This is a genomic window from Actinomadura bangladeshensis (assembly GCF_004348335.1).
GTDB classification, from domain to species: Bacteria; Actinomycetota; Actinomycetes; order Streptosporangiales; family Streptosporangiaceae; genus Spirillospora; species Spirillospora bangladeshensis.
In genome coordinates, this window is sequence record NZ_SMJW01000075.1 from 13,743 (window position 1) to 32,996 (window position 19,254).

Below are 19,254 nucleotides of genomic sequence, written 5' to 3' on the forward strand. Positions count from 1 at the left end.
TGTGCCTCCTCAGCGGCCGGTGAACTCGGGGTCGCGCTTCTCCACGAAGGCACGCGCACCTTCGACCGCGTCATGGACTTCCCTGTTGGTGCGGATGTGGAAGCCGTTCTGGACGCGGAGCGCCTGCTCCAGCGGCTGCCCGTACACCCGTTCGCGCAGCTGCTTGTAGAGCCCGATCGCGCGGGTCGGGCCGGCCGCGAGGCGCCGTGCCTCGGCGAGCGCCGCGTCCCGCAGGTCCTCCGGGGGGACGACCCGGGTGTAGATGCCGAGGCGTTCGGCGTCGGCGGCGTCGAGCAGCCCCCCGGACAGGTAGATCTCGGTCGCCTTCGCGGCCCCGACGATCCTGGCCAGCATCACGGCGGTGCCGGTCTGCGCCACGTTCACCAGGCAGCTGCCGATCCGGGCCGTGCCCGAGGCGATCCGCAGGTCGGCGGCGCAGGCCAGCTCGGTGCCGGCCCCGGCCGCGGGGCCGTTGACCGCCGCGATGACCGGCTGCGGCGCCGTGACGATCGCCTCGACGATCCGCAGGTACACCGGGTCGGCGGTGTCCCCGAGCACCGGCGAGTGCCTGCGCTCCCCGGCGATGTGCTCGTCCACCGCGCCGAGGTCGTCCCCGCCGCAGAAGGCGCTGCCCGCGCCGGTCAGCACCACCACCCGCGCCCGCGGGTCGGTCTCGGCGCGCTCCAGTGCCCGCAGCAGTTCCTCGCCCAGCGCGCGGTCGAGCGCGTTGCGCTGGGCCGGACGGTTCATGGTCAGCCACAGCACCCCCGGCGCCGGCCGCGAGACCAGCAGGACCCCGCCGGTTCCGGACGCCGTGCTCCCCTGCCCGTGCGTCATGCTCTGACCATCCCTCCATCGACGAACAATGCTTGGCCGGTCACGTAACCGGCGCTCGTTCCCAGCAGCCACACGACCGCGGCGGCGACCTCCTCCGGGTACCCGCAGCGGCCGAGCGGCAGCCCCGCGGCGACCTTCTCCGCCAGCCCGCGGAGCCCGCTCTCATCGAGCATCGGGGTGTCGATGAAGCCGGGGCACACGGCGTTCGCGCGGACGCCGAGCGGGCCCAGTTCGACGGCGAGCGACCGGGTCAGGCTCAGCAGCCCGCCCTTGCTCGCGTCGTAGGCGGCCTGCCCGGCGAACCCGGTCACCGCGATCGAGCAGACGTTGACGACGGCGGCGCCCGGCCGCCCGGCGAGGGCGGGGGCCGCCTCGCGGGCCAGCCGGAACGGCGCCGACAGGTTGATCTCCAGCACGCGCGTCCAGTCGGCGGTGCGGTGCTCGCCCAGCGCCGCACGGTGCTCCACGCCCGCGTTGTTGACCAGGCCGTCGAGCCCGCCGAGCCGCTCGGCCGCGCAGGCGACGAGCCGCCGCGGCGCCCCGTCCCCGGTCAGGTCGAGCGGCATCGTGTGCAGCCGGCCCTCCACGACCTCGTCGCCGAACCGCCGTTCCAGGCGGCGGCACCCGGCCGCGTCGACGTCGGTCGCCAGCACCCGCGCGCCGTGCGTGAGCAGTTCGGCGACCAGCGACGTGCCGATGCCCCCGGCGGCGCCGGTGACCAGGACCCGGCGGCCCTTCACGCCGCCGCTCCGGAGCGCGCCCGGTGCAGCAGCCGCTCGGCGTTGCCGTGCAGCCAGGCCCGGACGGTGTCGTCCGGCAGGCCGAGCCGGGTGACCTCGGCGGCGAGCGCGGCGGGCGGGCGGGCCTGCGTCCAGCTGGTCGAGCCGAACATGACCCGGTCCCGGACGGGCCCGGCGCCCAGCGTCAGCAGCGCCTCCCAGCCCGATCCCCGGGCCGCCATCCTGGACGGACGGTGCGAGGAGAACTCCAGGTGGACGTTGGCGTGCCGCTGGGCCACGGCCAGCATCTCGGTGACCCAGGGCCATCCTCCATGGCCGGCGACCAGGACGAGGCCGGGGTGGGCGCCGGCGATCCGGTCCAGCACGCTCGGTGCCGAGACATCGATCGGGACGTCGGAGCGGAAGTGCTGCCCGCAGTGCAGCCACACCGGGACGCCGCTGCCGGCGGCGAACCGCCAGAACTCCGCGTGCTCGGGCCCGGACGGGTCGACGCCGTCGAGGAACGGGATCACCGACAGGCCCGTCGCGCCGAGCTCGCCGAGCGCGCGGCGCGCTTCGGCGAGCCCGGCCCGCGGATCGGCGAGGCTGACGCCCGCCCACGCGCTGAGCCGGTCGGGGTGCCGGGCGGCGTATGCGGCGACCCGGTCGTTGACGGTGCCGTCCCCGACGGGCCACGGCCCACCGTGCAGGACCTGATGGGCCACGCCCGTCTCGGCGAGCGCGGCGACATGGCGGTCGATGTCGAAACCGCGTCCGAGGGCAGCGGCCAGCCGCTCCGCCGCCGCGGCCGGATCGCGCGCCGCCGCCGCCGCGACCTCGCCGTGCGTCCGTCCGGTGAGGGCGGCGAGCCGCCCGGCGAACAGGACGAGGTACCGCGGCGCGACGGTGGCCAGCGAACGCAGATAGGCCGTCCAGCATTCGGTGTCGTAGGCGACCTCGCAGACGTCGATCACCGGTTCACGCATCACGGCCTCCCTTGTGTACAAACGTTTGTTTACCAGATTCCATGAAGACAGGTCAATGAACGTTCATGTGGTGATAGCGTCAAAGCGTGGCTACGACACGCTCCCGGACGACCGCCGGCGGCACACCGGCCGCGGCCTCGATGAGCCGGCGGATCCTCGATGAGGCGGCGCGCCTGTTCTACGAGGACGGGTTCCCCGCCACCAGCGTCCGCAAGATCACCGCTGCGTGCGGTGTCACCGCGGGCTCGCTCTACAACCACTACGGGTCCAAAGAGGATGTGCTCTACGCCATCCTCAAGCGGGCGCACGAGGACTCCGAGGCGCTGCTGGAGGAGGGCCTCCTGCACGGCGGCGACCTGCCCGACCGGCAACTGGCCGAGCTGGTGCGGGAGCTGACGCTCTTCCACACCGAACGGCGCGTCGAGGGCCTCGTCGCCCGGACCGAATGGCGCCACCTCCCGCCCGAGCAGGCCCGCGAGGTCCTGGACGCCCAGCGGCGCGTCCGCCGGATCTTCGAGCGGACCCTGGAACGGGGCCTGGCCGCCGGCCGTTTCCGGCTGAGCGACCCGCGGTCGCCGCGCCCGGCCCAGGTGGACGTGGTCGCCAAGGCCATCCTCGACATGTGCATCAACGCCGGGCAGTGGTTCCGGCCGGAGGGCGCGGTGTCGGCCCGGGAACTCGCCGACCAGTACGCCTTCCTCGCCCTGCAGCTCGTCGGCGTCGACCCCCAGCAGGCCTGACGCCCCGGCGGACGGCCTGCACGCGCGACGACCGGAGGACGCGCCGGTCGGCGGGGCCGGCGGGTCCTCCGGTCGGGGCGGCTCCGGGGCCGGCTCAGCGGGTGGCGGACGTCCCGCCGATGCGGTCCCGCCGGACGACCACGCCCAGCAGCTCGCGGTCGGCCGTGTCCGCCGTGACTCCCTCCGAGCGCAGCCGGTGCTTCTCGACCTTGTTCGTCGGCGTGTGCGGCAGCGCGCCGACCACCCGGACATAGCGCGGCACCATGAAGTGCGCCATGCGCGGGATCAGGAAGCGCAGCAGCTCGGCGGGGTCGACCGCCTCGCCGTCCACGGGCGCGACGACCGCGAGCACGTCGTCCTCGCCGTGCGGGCTCGGCACCGCGACCACCGCGGCGTCCCGGACCGACGGATGCGCCAGCAGCTCGGCCTCCACCTCGGCCGAGGAGATGTTCTCGCCGCGGCGCCGGATCGTGTCGCCCATCCGGTCCACGAAGAAGTACTCGCCGTCCACCGTGCGGAAGGCGTCCCCGGTGTGGAACCAGCCGTTGCGCCAGGCCCGCGCCGTCGCGTCGGGCATCCCGAGGTAGCCGGAGTTCATCGCCCAGGGCTGGGCGGTGCGCAGCACCAGCTCACCGACCTCCCCGTCGGGGACCACCCGGTCGTGCGCGTCGACGACCCGGGCCTCGACACCCGGCCGCAGCCGCCCGGACGTGCCCGGCACCCCCGGACCGGGCTCGGAGATGATCGGGATCGAGACCTCCGTCATGTTGAACATGGCGACGACGTCGACGCCGAAGCGCTCGGCGAACGCCGCGCTGTCCTCGATGAGGGGGATCATGAAGACGCGCCGGAGCGGGTGCGCCCGGTCCTCTGGGGAGGGCGGGCGCTTGCCGAGGAACGTCGCCATCACGCCGAGCAGCGTGACGTGCGTGGTCCCCGTCGCGCGGACGGCCGGCCAGAACGACTCGGTGTCGAACGCGCTCACCAGGCTGATCCCGCCGCCGAACAGTAGCGCGGCGTAGGTCCCGATGGTGCCGCCCGCGTGGAACAGCGGCAGGTTCACCATGTAGCGATCGGCCGCCCCGAAACCCCCGAACGCGGCGTGCGCACACGCCGCGAGCTGGACGTAGGAGCACAGGACGCCCTTCGACGGCCCGGTCGTCCCGGACGTCAGGATCACCGCGTACGGGTCCCACGGCCTGGCCGACGCGTCCGGCCGGAATCCCCTGGCCGGCGAAGCCAGCGCCTCCGGTCCGAGCACTTCCAACCCCGGCGCCTCCGGCCGGGCGTCGCGCGCTCCGAGCACCACCACGCGTTCCAGCGCTCCGGTGTCGATCTCGTCCAGGCGACTCGCCAGATCGGCGTGCACGACCGCCGCCCGCGCTCCGGACAGCCGGATCGCGTGTTCGAGCAGCCCCCCGCGATAGGCGGTGTTGAGCGGGACGAGGGTGCAGCCCATCAGGTTCACGCCGAACCAGACGCGTAGCGCGTCGGGCCCGTTCGGCAGCCAGGAGACGACCATGTCACCCGGCCGCGCACCCAGGCCGTACAGCCCGGCGGCGACCCGCTCGGCCTCGGCCAGGGTCTCGGCGTACGTCCACCGCGTCCCGTCCTCGAAGACCGCGTACACCCGGTCGGGGTGTTCCGCGGCACGGCGGACGAGGAGCTCCCCGACCACGCAGTCCTCGGCCTCGGGCACCGCCGGGCCCCACCATTCATCGCTCATGTCACTCCTCGATCCGCTGCCCGCCGGCCGCCGCAGCGCCCAGGTAGGCGGCCCGCAGCGCGGGGTCCGCCGCCAGTTCGGCGGCGTCCCCGGACGCCTCGACCCTGCCGTGCCGCATGACGAGCCCCCGGTCGGCGAGCGCCAGCGCCTGGCCGACGCGCTGCTCGACCAGGATCACCGTCAGGCCGTGCTCGCGGAGCCGGTCCACCACCGCGAACACCCGCTGGATGATCACGGGCGCCAGGCCGATGGACGGCTCGTCCAGCAGCAGCAGCCGGGGTTCGCGCATCAGCGCCTGGCCGATGGCGAGCATCTGCTGCTCCCCGCCGCTGAGCACCTCCGCGTAGGCGTCCATCCGCTCGCCCAGCACCGGGAACAGATCGACGACCCGTTCCGTCCGCTCCCGCTCCACCCTGCGCCGGTTCGGGACGTTCCAAAGCCCGAGCCGCAGATGCTCGGCCACCGTGAGCCCGGTGAACAGGCGCCTCCCCTCGGGGATGTGGACGAGACCGTGCGCCACGATCCGCTCGGGGCTCCACCCGGTGATGTCGACGCCGGCGAACCACACCGACCCGGACGTGGGGCGCAGCAGCCCCGAGACGGTGCTGAGCAGGGTGGTCTTCCCCGCTCCATTGCCGCCGACCACCGCGAAGATCTCGCCCGTCCGGACCGTGAGGTCCACCGAGCGGACCACCGGCACAGCCCCATAGCCGGAGCTCAGCCCGGACACGCTGATCAGTTCCTCGCCCTGCGCCGTCATGCGGGTGCCCCCAAGTACAGTTCGACGACCCGCGCGTCGCCGAGGGCCTCCTGCGGCGCCCCCGACGTCACCAGCTCGCCCCGGTCCAGGACCGTCACCACGTCCGCGACGTTCGCGACGAGTTCGATGTGGTGTTCCACCAGGACGACGGTGGTGCCGGCGTCGCGGATCGCGCGGATCAGGCGTCCCAGCGCCTCCAGTTCCCGCGGGGTGAGCCCGGCCGCCGGCTCGTCCATCAGCAGCAGGCGCGGCCGCGCCATCAGGGCCCGCGCCACCTCCAGCAGCCGCTGCTCGCCGTGCGGCAGCGCGGCGGCCTCCTCGTCCGCCCGCCGCGCCAGGCCGTGGCCGGACAGGAGCCGGTCGGCCTCCGCTACCAGCGCGGCCCGCTCGCGGCGGGCCCGCGGCAGCCGCAGGACGGTCGCCGGCCCGCCCGCCCGTTCGCGCGCGTAGGCGCCGAGCAGGACGTTGTCGCGCAGGCTCGACGCCCCGAGCAGCCGCGGCGTCTGGAAGACGCGCGCGACACCGCGCCGGGCGAGCCGCTCGGCAGTGGCCCGGCTGACGTCCTCGGCGCCCAGGAGGATCCGTCCCTCGTCCTGCCGCAGCAGGCGGCTGATCACATTGAGCAGGGTCGTCTTCCCCGACCCGTTCGGCCCGACGATCGCGTGCACCTTGCCGGGCTCGATGGTGAGGTCGACGCCGCGCAGGGCGTGCACGCCGCCGAAGGACTTGCGGACGCCAGACAGTTCGACGCCGAGCGGTTCGCCGCGCGGCGGCCCCACCTCCGCGGCGTCCTCCACGGCGATGTCTTCCACCGCGGTGTCCTCGACGGCGGTGTCCTCCACGGCATCGGCCGCGGGCACGCGTCCGTTCCGGTAACGTGCCCGCAGCTTGTCCCACGCCCCCGCGACGCCCCGCGGCGCGTACACCATCAGCACGAGCAGCGCCGCGCCGTAGATGAGGCCGCGCCACTCCGCCAGCCCCGTCAGCAACTCCGGGAGCGCGAAGAACAGCAGCGTGCCGATGATCGGGCCCGCCAGGCGCGCCGCGCCGCCGATGATGACCACCAGCAGGAAGAGGATCGAGAAGTCGAGCGTGAAGTCGTCGGGCGTGACCAGCCCGTGGTGGACGGCCAGCAGCGCCCCGCCCATCCCGGCGGTGGCGCCGCCGCAGGCGAACGCGAACAGCTTCGTCCGCGCGGGGCCGACGCCGACGCTCCGCGCCATCTCCGGCGCGTCCCGGACGGCCATCATGCCCCGGCCCAGGCGGGAGTCGACGATGTTGCGGACCATGACGAACAGTACGACGTTCACGGCTATGACCAGCCAGAGGACGTCCCGCTCTCCCAGCTCCCACGACCCGAGTGCGGGCCGCGGTATGCCGACCAGCCCGGACCAGCCCCCGGTCAGTCCCTCGAACTCGACCAGCAGGCTGCGCACCGCCATCGCCGCGCCGAGGGTCACCAGCGCGATGTACCAGGACGACAGCCGGAACGCGGGAAGCGCCATCAGCGTCCCGGCGGCCGTGGTGACCACCACCGCCGCGGGGGCCGCCGCCCAGAACGTCCAGCCGTGGTCGGCCATGAGGGCACCGGTCGTATAGGCGCCGACGGCGACCAGCGCGCCCTGGCCGAGCGAGACCTGGCCGGTGTAGCCGAACATGATGTTCAGCCCCGTCCCCACCACCACGTAGATCGCGGCCGTGGTGGCGAGGTAGGTGATCGTGGGATCGCGGCTCACCAGCGGCAGCACGGCGGCCGCCGCCAGGAGGACGAGCCAGGGGGCGGCACGCCGTACGGCGCCGGACCGGGTCCGGAGGATTTCAGACATGACGTTGCACCGCCAGACCGCGCAGGCCGTTGGGCCGGACCAGCAGGATGAGCAGCATCGCCCCGAACAGGACGACCGACTGCGAACCGGGCGAGGCGTAGGCGGCGCCGGCGGCCTCGACGGTGCCGAGCACCCACCCGGCCACCAGCACACCGCGATTGTCGCCGATCCCGCCGACCGCAAGGGCGGCGAACCCCTTGATCAGCAGGCCGAGGCCCATCGTCACCGAGGCCAGCAGCAGCGGCGCCGCCAGCACTCCGGTGAGCCCCGCCAGGGCGCCGCCGAGCAGGAAGGAGCGCCGGGTCAGCGCCCTCGGGTCGATGCCGCGCAGCCGGGCGCCGTCGCGGTCGGCGGCCACCGCGCGCAGCGCGGTGCCGAGCCGGGAGCGGTCCAGCAGGCCGAGCAGCAGCACCACGGCGACGGCGACCGCCACCACCGCGACCTGGTAGCTGGAGAACCGGACCCCCGCCACGTCGTTGACGTCCAGGGACAGCGGCCACGGCGGCGCGACGGTGCTCGGCTGGTCCGTCCAGAGCCGTCCGGCGGCCTCCGCGATCAGCAGCGAGAACGCCAGCGTCGTGATCACCCAGCCGGCGGCGTGGGACGACCGGCGCAGCACCGGGGTGACCGCCACCCGCTCCTCGGCCAGAGCCACCACCGCGACGACGGCCATCACGCAGACCGCGGCGATCCCCCAGGGGAGCCCGCCGATCCCCGTGGCGGCCATCAGCATCGCGCCGATCATGATGAGCTCGCCCTGCGCGAAGTTCACCACGTTCGTCGGCCGGTGCAGCACGTTGAATCCCATCGCGACGAGGCCGTACAGGCTGCCGAAGACGAGCCCGGCGACCAGGATGTCGGCGATCATCGGACGGTCACACCCCGTCCGCGCGCCGGCGCAGGACCCCGCCCAGGCTCTCCGGCTCCTTAGCCGACATGAGAGTGCCGATGGTGATGTCCTCGTCGGCGATGCCGGAGTGCCGCTTCGCGGTGAACGACACCTTCGCCCGGATGCCCTGGTGGCCGCTGACCTTGTCGAGGGCGGCCTTGAGCTTGGCCGGATCGGTGCTCTTGGTGTCCTCGACGACCTTGGCCATCAGCATCATGTAGTCGTAGTAGGGGCTGGTCACCGCCGAGTACCCGAGGCCAGCGGTGTCCGGGTGCTTGTTGATGCGCTCGACCAGCTTGCGCACCCCCGCGGACGGTTGCTCCTGACCGGTGTAGGTGAGCCCCCGGTAGGTGGTGCCGAAGAAACCGTCGAGCAGCGCGCGGGGGAACTCGCCGAGCGCGTCGATGTAGTTGAGGTCGTGCGACACGATCACCGGATGGAAGTCGCTAGCCGCCATCGCCCGCAGGATCAGGATCGTCGCCTGCGGCTGGCCGGTGAACAGCCCCAGCCCGTCCACGCCGGCGCGTTCCAGGTTGCGGACGAACGGCGTCATGTCGGAGGCGTCCACCTCGAACACCTCGACCGCGACCGGCTCGGCGGAGTAGGCATCCCGCAGCGTCCTGACGACGGCGTCCCGGATCGAGGTGCCGAACTCCGAGTTCTCCACGATGATGCCGATCTTGCGTAGCCCGCGGACCTCGTACAGGAAGCGCGCCGCGACCCCGGCCTGCTGCGTGGTGTTGTAGACGAGCTGGTAGTGGTGCGGGAAGCGGTCGCCGTCGCCGAGCAGCTCCGCGCCGCCCCACGCCGACTGGATCAGCTTCGCGCGGGAGAGCGCCGTCACCGACGCCAGCACCTGCGAGCTCCCGGTCGGGCCGACGACGAAGGTGGGCTCGTCCCGGATCAGCCGCTGCGCCACCGCCGGCTGGCTGGCCGGGCTCCCCTTGTCGTCGTGCTCGGTGACCTGGACGGCCTCCCCGAGCAGCCCGCCGGCCGCCTTGATGTCCTCCAAGGCGAGCCTCGCGCCGACGTAGATCGGCTTGTAGGCGGCGGCGAGCCGGCCGGTCTTCGGCTCCACCCACCCGATCCGGGCGGCCTTCGTCCCACCGCCCCCAGAACTCCCGCACGCCGCCGTTCCCAGCCCGACCACGCCGAGCGCGGCGGCGGACGCGGCGCCCGCCAGGAACCCTCGCCGGGACATCCCGTCCGTCCGGTAAGTGAACAAGGCCGCCTCCTCGATTTGGTGTATGAACGTTTGTATACTTCCCCTCGATCCACGTCAAGGGACGTCTGGCAGTTCTCAAGGGGCCGCGAGCCGTGCGCCCATGAGCTCCGGGGCAGCCTCCGGTGACCAGGTCAGGGCGGGGTGGTCGCTGACCGTCCGGAACATCGAGCCCGGACGGGAGCCCGGAAGCACAAACCGAATGGAACCGGATCCGACTCGGCGCCCGACGCCTGGTCAGCCTTCGACCTGCCGAGCGGACCCAAATGCAACTGAACCAATAGCAAATGTAACCGCACCCCCGTTACATTTGGCGTGTGAGCATGAATCTGGACGACCTGGTGGAACGCCTGCGCACAGCGGGCGGCGACTCGTCGGACGTGGAGGTCAAGTCGGCCGCCGGCGGGCTGCCGCAGTCGCTGACCTCCACACTCAGCGCCCTGGCGAACCTTCCGGGCGGCGGCACGATCATCCTGGGGCTCGATGAGGCGACAGGCTTCCGACCCGTACCGCTCACCGACCCGCAGAAGCTCAAGCAAGGCATCGCCGCAAAGGCACGCTCCTTCACCCCGCCCATCCGGATCACCGTGGAAGACGGGGTGGTCGAGGGAATGCCGGTCGTCATCGCGCACGTCCACGAGTGCGATCCCTCGGCGAAACCGTGCCGCGTGACCGGATCCGGCACGGCCTACCTGCGCGGGTACGACGGGGACTTCGAACTGTCGGCCCTGGAGGAGCAGGCATTCCTCGCCGCACGGCAGCCGCCCCTGTTCGACCGGGCCCCGGTCGACGGCGCCACCCGCGATGACCTCGACCGTGATCTCGTTGCGGGCTTCCTGCGGTCGGTGCGCGAACGGGACCCCCACGGGCTGGGCCGTTTCCGCGACAGCGCGGAACTCCTCCGCCGCGCGGGGGTGACGACGCCCGACGGGACGCCCACGGTCGCCGGCCTGCTGTCCCTGGGCGCCCACCCGCAGGAATGGTTCCCGCGGTTCGTCATCCAGGCGTCGGCCGAACCACTGCCGAACGACCCTGTGGGATCACGCGCCCGCAACCAGGCCACCATCACCGGCCCGATTCCCCGCATGCTCGACGAGGCACTCGCCTGGGCACGGCGGACCTTCGACACCGCGATCGTCTCCGCACCCGACGGCACCGTCCACGACGAACCGGCCTTCCCCCTCATCGCCTTCCGCGAGATCATCGCCAACGCGCTCGTCCACCGCGACCTCGACCACTGGTCGGCTGGCATGGCCGTCGAGGTACGCCTGCGCCGTGACCGCCTCATCGTCTCCAATCCCGGTGGTCTCTACGGGATCACCGTCGAGAGACTCGGCCGCGAGGCCGTGACCTCGGCCCGCAACGCCCGGCTCGTCGCCATCTGCCAGCATGTCCGCACCCCCGACGGCGGGGCCCGCGTCATCGAAGCCCTCGCCTCCGGCATCCCCATCGTGACCAGCGCCCTCGCCGAAGCGGGACTCCCACCTGCGCACTACATCGACGCCGGTATCCGCTTCACCGTCCTCCTCCGGAGGGCCACCTCCACAACGCGGCCCGGCGACGACCTCAACCAGACGGAGTTGCGCGTCTACGACGCACTGGCGACCGGCGCGCGTACCGTGGCGGAACTCCAGGGTCAACTGGACCTGACCGCCCCCAACATCCGCAAGGTCCTCCGCGAGTTGCGCCGCCGGGGACTCATCGAACAACACGGCGGAAGAGGCCGAACGACCACCTACCACCGACCAGCGGGCTAGCCGCCTTCACCCCCGACGTGAGCCCCAACTGTGCGTGCTACGGGGGACCTCACTCGCGTCGGGCGATGGTGGCTTCCTTCCGCGTCCCGCGTGTGACGTTAAGGTGAGCCCGCACGCAGATTTGGAAGCTGCGTGCGGGCTCACATCAATCCGACCGGTGAGCTGCAGATTATGCGCCAACCAGGCGGTAGGGCTCACCGAACGGCGTATGGGCGGGCCATGTGCTGTCAGGGCTTGCGTGGACGACCGCGCGTCGAAATGCGGATGCGTGGGCGGCAACGGGGTTGCCATGCTGTCGGCCATGGCTGTTCAGGTTGATGATCCCGTCCGGCTGGGCGACGTGCGGCTGTCCGATGGACGATCGCTCGGATGGGCGGAGTGGGGGCCTTCGGACGGGATACCCGTGCTGCTCTGTCCGGGGGCCGCTACAAGCCGGTGGCTCGGCTTCGGCGGAGGGGGTGTCATCGAGGCGCTCGGCGTGCGGCTGCTCTCCGTCGACCGTCCCGGCCTCGGCGCCTCCACGCCCGCACCAGGGCGGACCTTCTCAAGCTTCGCCGGTGACATGCGTCAGTTCTGCGCCCAGCGGGGGCTGGGGAATCCGGCCGTGGTCGGCAATTCGCAGGGCGCGCCGTTCGCCATCGCCTGTGCCGAGGCGGGCGTCGCGTCGGCGCTGGCCGTGGTCTCCGGCGCGGACGAGGTCGCCGCGCCGCAGTTCGCGTCCGTCCTGCCGGCGGAGCTGCGCGGCCTCGTCGAACGGACCGCGTCCGACCCGGACGGCGCCGAGGAATTCTTCGCCGGCTTCACCTCCAAGGCCATGTGGGACATGGTCATGGCCGCAAGCCCGGAATGCGACCTCGCCGTGTACGGGAACCCCGACTTTGCCGCCGCTTACCGCAGGGCCTTGGACGAAGGTTTCGCCCAAGGCGCCGCCGGTTACGCGCGCGACACCGTCCTGGCCATGGGACGCTGGCCCTTCGAGCTCAGCAAGATCAGCGTTCCGATCGACATCTGGTACGGCGAGCACGACACAAGCCACTCGCCCGACAACGGAGCACTTCTCGCCACGCGCATGACCACCGCTCAGCGCAACGTGGTGCCGGGAATCGGCGGCGCGCTGCTGTGGACGCACGCCGAGCCGATCCTCAGATCCCTGCTCACAAAGGCCGACCGGTCGCACGGTACCGGCTCTCTGATCTCGCCCTGACCAGATCATTACTCTCGGCGCGTCAACCGGGCGCGGATGCTCACACGTCACATCGCCGGCGCGTGCCTCATCTTCGGTGGATTCGCCGGATGCCGCGCCCTGGTCAGGGCGAGGCTGCCCGGCCAGCTTCTGATGCCTTCACGTTCTGTGATCGGGTGATCACTAGACTGTCGGGTGATGGGCATCTCGAGCGGCGCGGACGGTCTGGACCCCGCCACGAGGCGGGGCGGTCGTGCGGCGCCTCTCTCGTGGCCGGTTGTGATCCTGTGGCTCGTCGGGATCACGGCGGTCCTGGCGGTGACCGGTGTCGTCCTCAGCAGGGAGACGGGCCTCGCGCCCTTCCTCGTCTTCCTGCCCACGCTCATCGCCGGGCGGGGCACGACCCGGCAGACCGCGGTCGCCGCCGGGTGGGCGACGGTGGTCATCGCCGGCTCCCTGATCCGCAGCCCCCTGGAGACGGCGGCGGCCAACGCGAGCGTGCTCGTCTTCGCCGTCGCGCTGAACGGCCTGAGCGTCGTCCAGGCGCTGCAGCGCGTCCGCAAGGAGGGGGAGATCACCCGGCTGCGGTCCGCGGCCGCCGCGCTGCAACGCCAGGTCCTGCGCCCCTTCCCCCTCGTCACGCATGAGTTGCTCGTGCACGGCCTGTACGAACCCCTTGAGGAGGACAGCCAGGTCGGCGGCGACATCTACGAGGTCATGGCGACCCCGTACGGCAGCCGGGTGCTCATCGGCGACGTCCAGGGCAAGGGGCTGCCCGCCATCAGCACGGCCTTCGCCGTGCTCAACTCCTTCCGGGAGGCGGCCCTGGCGCAGCCCACCCTCACCGCCGTCGTGGACGCCCTGGAGAGCTCGGTGCTGCACCACAACGCGTTCGCCGCCCAGGCGGGCGAGGCGGAACGCTTCGTCACCGCCCTCGTCCTGGACATCGGCTCCGACACGAAGATCCAGGCGATCGACTGCGGGCACGTCCCGCCCTACCTGCTGGAGCACGACCGCGCAGGCCCGGTCCCGCTGGGCGAGGCGTCCGTCCCGCTCGGGCTGGCGGCGCTCGCCCCCGAATCCCGCACCGTCACATGGTTCGACTTCCCTTACGACTCCACCCTCCTGCTGTGCACCGACGGCGTCACCGAGGCCCGCAGCCCGTCCGGCGCCTTCTTTCCCCTGGCCAGGCGCGTGGCCGCGTGGAGCGACCTCCCGCCCGAGGACATGGCCCCGGCCATCAGCCGCGAACTGCAGGAACACACCCAGGGCAGACAGAGCGACGACACGGCCGTCCTGCTCCTCCGCCGCAACCCCCGCTAACGGCTCCCCTTGGGGCGCCGGCCCTGGACCGAGTAGAGCGCATAGGAGCGGGCTCGGAAGCCGGGGTGGGCGAGCAGTTCGCGCACGTCGGACAGTTGCCCGTCGGTCATTCCGGCGCGGATGAGCCTCTCGCGCAGGTGGCGGGTGTGGTGGGCGAGGAGCCGGAGTCCGGGCGAGCCGGCGTCCCACACGTCGGAGCGGCGGTGGGAGGTGACGCCGGTCAGTCCTGCTCGGCTCATCGCGCCGGCCGCCTTGCACCCCCAGGCGATGTCGACCTCCGCACCGGCCATGACCTGTGTCTTCGCGTCCATGAACGTCCGGTAGAGCCGGCGCGCGGCGGGGTCGGGCACTCGCAGGGCGGGCGCGTCGGTGGCATCGAACTCGTCCACCTGGAGCACGCCGCCCCGTTTGAGGGCCCGGACGAGCCGGTCGAGCACGGCGAGGCGTTCGGGTAGCAGCCGCAGCACGAGTCGGGCGTGGACGAGATCGAACTCGCCCTCGGGAAGCGGGTCGCGGACGATGTCGTGCCGGACGTATTCCAGACCCGCGGCGGCCGGGCCTCGGACGGGCCTGATGTCGGTGGCCACCACCCGACCCGTCGGGGCGACGCGGCGGGCCAGCCATGCCGCGATGCCGCCGTCGCCGGCGCCGACCTCCAGGCACCGCCGGCCCGGTCCGATGCCGGTCCGGGCGAGGCGTCCGATGGTGAAGGGGTCGAAGGCCAGGCCCAGCAGGCGGTGCTGCTCGGCGTTGTGGTCGTCGTGTCCGCCGAAGACGGGCGGGGGCCGGAGCCCGGACGTCGCGCTCACCTGCGGCTCCTCACATCCAGGCGTTCGGACGCACGGTGGCCGCGGGGACGGCGGCCTCGGCGGCGATGCGGGTCAGCGCGGAGACGTCGACCTTCCCGGTCGGGCCGAGCGGGAGTTCGGGCAGCAACAGGAAGCGTTCGGGCAGCCCGCGCTTGTCCAGGCCGCGGTCGAGCAGGTACGCGATCAGGGCGGCCGGGGTGGGCGGCAGGGCGCCGGGGCGCGGTGCCAGGCAGGCGCACATCCGTTCGCCGAGGTCGCGGTCGCTCACCGGGACGCAGTGCACGTCGGCGATGTCGGGGTGGCCGATGAGCGCGCGTTCCACCTCGGCCGGGGATATCCCGATGCCGCCGCGGATGACGACGCGCTTGAGCCGGTCGAGCACCCACAGCGCGCCGTCGTCGTCCAGGCGGCCGAGGTCGCCGGTGCGCACCCAGCCGCCGGGGGCGCGGTACCGGGCGTCCAGTTCCGGGGCCGCGACGTAGCACAGCGGGGTCATCGGCCCGAGCGCCCAGATCTCCCCGGCCCGGCCGGGGGGCAGGGAGCGGCCCTCCGGGTCGCGGATGCTGATCCGCGCCACGTCGGGATCGGGGACGCCGGCAAGCCCGGGTTCCCAGCGGTCCGGGTCGTGGCCGGTGTGGCAGTTGACCCCGTCGCTGGAGCCGTAGATGTTGACGGGAGGCATGCCGAACCGGCGCACGCAGGCGTCCCGGACGTGCCGGTGCACCGGCCCCGCGCTGGAGATGACGGCGTTGAGCGACGACACGTCCGCGCCGGTCTCGCATTCGGCCATGCGCCACAGCATCGTCGGGACCGCGAACAGGTGGTCGGGACGGTGCCGCTCGACGGCGTCGAGCGCGGCGGCCGCGTCGAAGCGCGGCAGCAGCACCAGGGTGCCGCCGTGGCGGGCGACGATCACCGAGGTCGCCAGCGATCCGTACGACGACGCGAGCGAGACCAGCACCAGGGCGCGCATGGGGCCGGGCCCGCGTTTCAGGGCGGCCACGTAGTTGCCGCGCCCGCCTCCCATGGCGTTGTGGGAGTAGGCCACCATCTTCGGTTCCGACTCCGAGCCGGAGGAGACCAGGATGCGGGCCGGCGCCTCCGGATCGATGGCTTCGGGCTGCCAGGCCCGGACGTCGCCGTCGCCGGCCTCGTCAAGGGAGTGGACGCCGTCCGCCGGCGGCGTGCCCGGCGTCCACGGCTGCGGGGCGTCCGGGCCGCCGACCGTCGCGACCCGGTCGGGGGCGGTGATGAGCGCGGCGGCTCGGGACCTGGCGAGCAGGCGGGTGATGTCGCGCCGCCCGTGCGTGTGCGGGATCGGCAGGGCCACGGCGCCGATCGCCGCGATCGCCAGTTCGGAGACGACGGCGTCGCGTCCGTTCGGCAGGAGGACGGCGATGATGTCGGCCGACCCGCGGCCCGCGGCCCGCAACGCGGCGGCCGCGCGGCGGACGCGGTGGTCCAGTTCGGCGTAGTCGAGGACGCCCGCGCCGTCGATGACGGCCGCGCGCTCGGGCGCGGCCAGGGCGTGGTCGCGGAACAGCGCGTAGAGGTCCCGGCCGGGGCAGAGCCCGGCGGCGGTCCAGGCCGCGCGCGTCTCGGCGGGGACGCGGTCGACCAGCGTGACGCCGTTGGCGGATCTCCAGGTTGAAGCGGCAGCGGATGTCATAGGGCCTCTCTTCAGGAATGGGAGGGCTGCGGAGTGAAGGTCCACGGGGTGCGGCTGAAGGTCGCCTCGCCGTCGGTCTCGAAGAGCGCCTCGTAGGCCGGGTCGGCGGCCATGGCCGCGAGGTCCGTCACCACGGGCGCGGCCGGCGCGGTGTCCGTGGCCGGGCCGCCGGCGTGCGCGTCGCGCAGGAGGCGGGCGGCGTCGACCAGCCCGGTCTCGACGCGGACGCCGGTGCCGGTGCGGGCGCGGGCGAGCAGGCCCGCGATGGTCCCTTCGGCGCTGATGAGCGCGCCGAGGACGTCCGTGATGGTCATCAGCGTCGGCGCCGGGGGCCGTCCGCGCTCCGCCAGCAGTGCCGCGACTCCGGTGTACGCCTGGACGAGGTAGTCGGTGCCCATCGGCTGCGGCGCGGGGTGGACCTCGGCCCAGCCTCCGGCATGGGCGTAGACGAGGCCGGGCCGGACGGCGGCCAGGTCACCGGCGTCCAGCTCGAACAGCTTCGCGCGGCCGGGCGGCCAGTTCTCCAGGAAGACATCGGACGAGGCGACGAGGCCGAGCGCCGTCGCGCGTCCCGCACGGGTCTTCAGGTCGGCCTCGACCGCGCCCTTGCCCCGGTTCAGCGCGAGGAAGCGGACGGAGCGGTCGCCCGCCAGGGGCGGGACGCCGCGCATCGGGTCGCCGCCCGGCGGTTCCAGGCGGACGACCTCGGCGCCGAGCAGCCCGAGCAGATGCCCGGCGAGCGGCCCCTGGATCCGGTTGGTGGACTCGGCGACGCGCACACCGCCGAGAGGGGCATGGCCGCTCGCGGGACGGTACTTCGACATCCGGCCGCCGGGCCCGGCGGTCGGACGCAGCCGCCACGGGGACGCGAGCGGCGGCAGCGGCCACCCGGCGTCCTCGTTCACCTCCACGACGCTGACGCCGGCGGTGTGCGCGGCGGCGCGAACGTCCAGGTAGGGAAGCGACCCGGCCGCAGCCTGCAATGCGGGCGGAAGTGCGCAGGTCGCAGTGGCGAACCGCTGCCGGAAGGGCGGCCAGCCCGCGGCGATCGCGGGACGTCCGGCGCCGAGCGCCGTCCAGAAGGCCAGCCAGTTCTCGGCCGCGAACGTCTCGATCTCGAACCGGATACCGTCGGCCGACCGGAACGGCGGCGTCCGCTCGGCGGCCTCGGGCGGGCACCGTCCGGCGCCGGGCTCCGATGTGGCGACGGCGACGTACTGGTTGAGCGCCAATGCGGCGGCCTGGGCGACGGACGTCGCCGCGCAGGCGGCGGGCCCGCCGCGCAGCACCGCCAGCATCCCGGCGGCGAGAGCCTGGACCGCCAGGACCCCGGCGCACACCGAGGCGAAGTCGACCGGCAGCGCACGCGGCGCGCCGGCGGCGCGCCCGTGGACGTGCATGATGCCGCACGCGGCCTGCACGTCGCGCTCCCCTTCCATGGGCACCTTCACCGGCCCGGACCAGCCGATGCGGCACTCGGGCAGCGTGCGGTCCCCGGGCACGAAGGGCGCGTGGACGACGCCCAGCCATCCCGCCGGCGCCTCCGGCGGCGCCTCGCGACCGGTCTCGACCAGGCAGCCGAGCGCGCGCAACCGGGCGGCGGCGACGCGGACCGCCCGGGAGTCGCCGAGCGCGCGCACGACCGTCCCGTCCAGAGGCCGGGCCGTGAGGTCCTCCAGGGCTCGGGGCGCGGCCGCCCTCATGTCCATTTCCCCGTCCCGTGGGTCTCGGGCGGCAGGCCCAGGTGCTCGCGCAGGGCGGCTCGCCGCACCTTGCCGGTCGCCGTGCGCGGTATCTGCTCCCATGTCGCGAGGACGGGTTCGGCGAGGTCCGGCAGGTCGGCGACCGCGCCGCGCCACTCGTCCGGGTCGAGGCGGCCGTCGTCGACGACGAGCACGGGCTGCGCGGGACGGCCGGGGACGCTCAGGACGACGCATTCGGCGACGCCGGGCAGCCGGTCCTCGATGACGTCCTCGACCTCGACGCAGCTGGCCCGGGGAAGGGAGTCGGCCTCCCGGTCCAGCAGGAGCAGGCGCCCGCTCCGGGTGAGGACGCCGAGGTCGCCGGTGATGAACCACTGCCCCGCGCGTTTGCGCAGGTAGCGTTCGTGTTCGGCGACGTAGTCCAGGCACAGCGCCTTGGTGCTGCACGCCAGCAGGCCGACGGTGCCGCGCGGGACGGGGCGCAGCGTGTAGCGGTCGATGACGCGCAGCCGCGTGCGGCCGGGGATCGGACGGCCGAGGTCGCGGGTGGTCGGATGCCGCTCACGCTCGGGGCGCATCGCGCGCCGGGTGAGGAACCGGAAGGTCAGCGGCCCCGTCTCGCTCTGCCCCCACCCCTGCAGCCAGACCGGGCGCGGATGCCGGGTGGCGCCGAGGAACGTCCGGACGGTCGGCGGGTGCACGGCGTCGAACGTGCTGACGTAGAGGCGGACGCGGTCGAACGCCCCCGACCGCGCGCGGGACCGCCAGCGCGCGAACGTCGAGGGCTGCGCCTCCATGATCGTCGGCCGGTGCTCCGCGAGCAGCGGGCGCGCCTCGTCCCACTCGGCGGACGTGATCACCAGCATCTTCGCGGGGCCGAGGGCCGCGACGGCGGCCGTCCAGGCGAGCGCGCGCCCGTGCGCGAAGGAGAAGGCGGCGGCCGCCACGTCGTCCGGACGGCTCGCGAGCACGGGCCACCGGTGGGCCTCGAAGTCGGCGAGGCGCCGCAGCAGCGTGCGGGTGGAGTGCACGACGAGCTTCGGCACACCGGTGGTGCCCGAAGTGTGCAGGATGACGAGGGGGTCGTCGGCGGGCGGCCGCCAGG

General features: G+C 73.4%; 16 protein-coding genes. 4 read left to right on the top strand and 12 right to left on the bottom strand.

The genetic code is table 11. The features are described 5' to 3' along the window. Positions 1-9 precede the first annotated feature (9 nt). The 3 genes from E1284_RS16760 to E1284_RS16770 are packed head-to-tail and all read right to left on the bottom strand — an operon-like array spanning position 10 to position 2,542. On the bottom strand, positions 10-837 hold the full coding sequence (locus E1284_RS16760) for an enoyl-CoA hydratase-related protein (protein ID WP_131940023.1): 828 nt from the start codon (positions 835-837) through the stop codon (positions 10-12). Then, complete coding sequence (locus tag E1284_RS16765; RefSeq protein WP_165965305.1) at positions 834-1,577, bottom strand: SDR family NAD(P)-dependent oxidoreductase; 744 nt, start codon at positions 1,575-1,577, stop codon at positions 834-836. The genes E1284_RS16760 and E1284_RS16765 overlap by 4 nt, the downstream gene beginning before the upstream one ends. Continuing rightward, positions 1,574-2,542, bottom strand: coding sequence for an amidohydrolase family protein (locus E1284_RS16770; RefSeq protein WP_131940025.1), 969 nt, complete (start codon positions 2,540-2,542; stop codon positions 1,574-1,576). Before E1284_RS16770 ends, E1284_RS16765 begins: the two co-directional genes overlap by 4 nt. 86 nt (positions 2,543-2,628) lie before the next feature. Between E1284_RS16770 and E1284_RS16775 the strand changes: the two genes are divergently transcribed. Further along, entirely contained in the window at positions 2,629-3,282 is a 654-nt protein-coding gene (locus E1284_RS16775; RefSeq protein WP_131940026.1) for a TetR/AcrR family transcriptional regulator, read from the top strand. A gap of 94 nt (positions 3,283-3,376) precedes the next feature. Here the strand turns inward: E1284_RS16775 and E1284_RS16780 are convergent, their stop codons facing one another. From E1284_RS16780 to E1284_RS16800, 5 genes are read right to left on the bottom strand one after another with little or no spacing between them, the layout of a single operon-like run. Beyond that, positions 3,377-5,008 (bottom strand): AMP-binding protein, encoded by a 1,632-nt coding sequence (locus E1284_RS16780; protein ID WP_131940027.1) that lies wholly within the window; start codon positions 5,006-5,008, stop codon positions 3,377-3,379. Between the two features lies 1 nt (position 5,009). Next, positions 5,010-5,768 carry an ABC transporter ATP-binding protein gene (locus tag E1284_RS16785; RefSeq protein WP_131940028.1) on the bottom strand — a complete coding sequence of 253 codons (759 nt, stop codon included), beginning with the start codon at positions 5,766-5,768 and terminating at the stop codon, positions 5,010-5,012. Continuing rightward, positions 5,765-7,594, bottom strand: coding sequence for a branched-chain amino acid ABC transporter ATP-binding protein/permease (locus E1284_RS16790; RefSeq protein WP_131940029.1), 1,830 nt, complete (start codon positions 7,592-7,594; stop codon positions 5,765-5,767). Before E1284_RS16790 ends, E1284_RS16785 begins: the two co-directional genes overlap by 4 nt. Continuing rightward, entirely contained in the window at positions 7,587-8,462 is an 876-nt protein-coding gene (locus tag E1284_RS16795; protein WP_131940030.1) for a branched-chain amino acid ABC transporter permease, read from the bottom strand. Before E1284_RS16795 ends, E1284_RS16790 begins: the two co-directional genes overlap by 8 nt. Before the next feature lie 7 nt (positions 8,463-8,469). Next, entirely contained in the window at positions 8,470-9,708 is a 1,239-nt protein-coding gene (locus E1284_RS16800) for an ABC transporter substrate-binding protein (RefSeq protein WP_131940031.1), read from the bottom strand. A gap of 320 nt (positions 9,709-10,028) precedes the next feature. On the opposite strand from E1284_RS16800, the gene E1284_RS16805 reads away from it, so the two are divergent. From E1284_RS16805 to E1284_RS16815, 3 genes are all read left to right on the top strand, one after another. Further along, positions 10,029-11,462, top strand: coding sequence for an ATP-binding protein (locus tag E1284_RS16805; protein ID WP_131940037.1), 1,434 nt, complete (start codon positions 10,029-10,031; stop codon positions 11,460-11,462). Between the two features lie 238 nt (positions 11,463-11,700). After that, complete coding sequence (locus E1284_RS16810; RefSeq protein WP_243714531.1) at positions 11,701-12,666, top strand: alpha/beta fold hydrolase; 966 nt, start codon at positions 11,701-11,703, stop codon at positions 12,664-12,666. Positions 12,667-12,924: 258 nt separating this feature from the next. Then, on the top strand, positions 12,925-13,968 hold the full coding sequence (locus tag E1284_RS16815; RefSeq protein ID WP_207923789.1) for a PP2C family protein-serine/threonine phosphatase: 1,044 nt from the start codon (positions 12,925-12,927) through the stop codon (positions 13,966-13,968). On the opposite strand, the gene E1284_RS43100 is transcribed toward E1284_RS16815, so the two are convergent. The 4 genes from E1284_RS43100 to E1284_RS16835 form a co-directional block, all read right to left on the bottom strand. Then, the gene (locus E1284_RS43100; RefSeq protein ID WP_131940033.1) at positions 13,965-14,777 is read right to left on the bottom strand and encodes a class I SAM-dependent methyltransferase; all 813 of its coding nucleotides are present in this window, start codon (positions 14,775-14,777) and stop codon (positions 13,965-13,967) included. The genes E1284_RS16815 and E1284_RS43100 overlap by 4 nt on opposite strands. A gap of 10 nt (positions 14,778-14,787) precedes the next feature. Next, positions 14,788-16,446 (bottom strand): class I adenylate-forming enzyme family protein, encoded by a 1,659-nt coding sequence (locus E1284_RS16825; RefSeq protein WP_131940034.1) that lies wholly within the window; start codon positions 16,444-16,446, stop codon positions 14,788-14,790. 11 nt (positions 16,447-16,457) lie between these two features. Then, positions 16,458-18,155 (bottom strand): CoA transferase, encoded by a 1,698-nt coding sequence (locus tag E1284_RS16830; protein ID WP_243714532.1) that lies wholly within the window; start codon positions 18,153-18,155, stop codon positions 16,458-16,460. Further along, a partial coding sequence (locus E1284_RS16835) for an AMP-binding protein (protein ID WP_131940035.1) occupies positions 18,146-19,254 on the bottom strand: 1,109 nt, incomplete at its 5' end. The genes E1284_RS16835 and E1284_RS16830, both read right to left, overlap by 10 nt.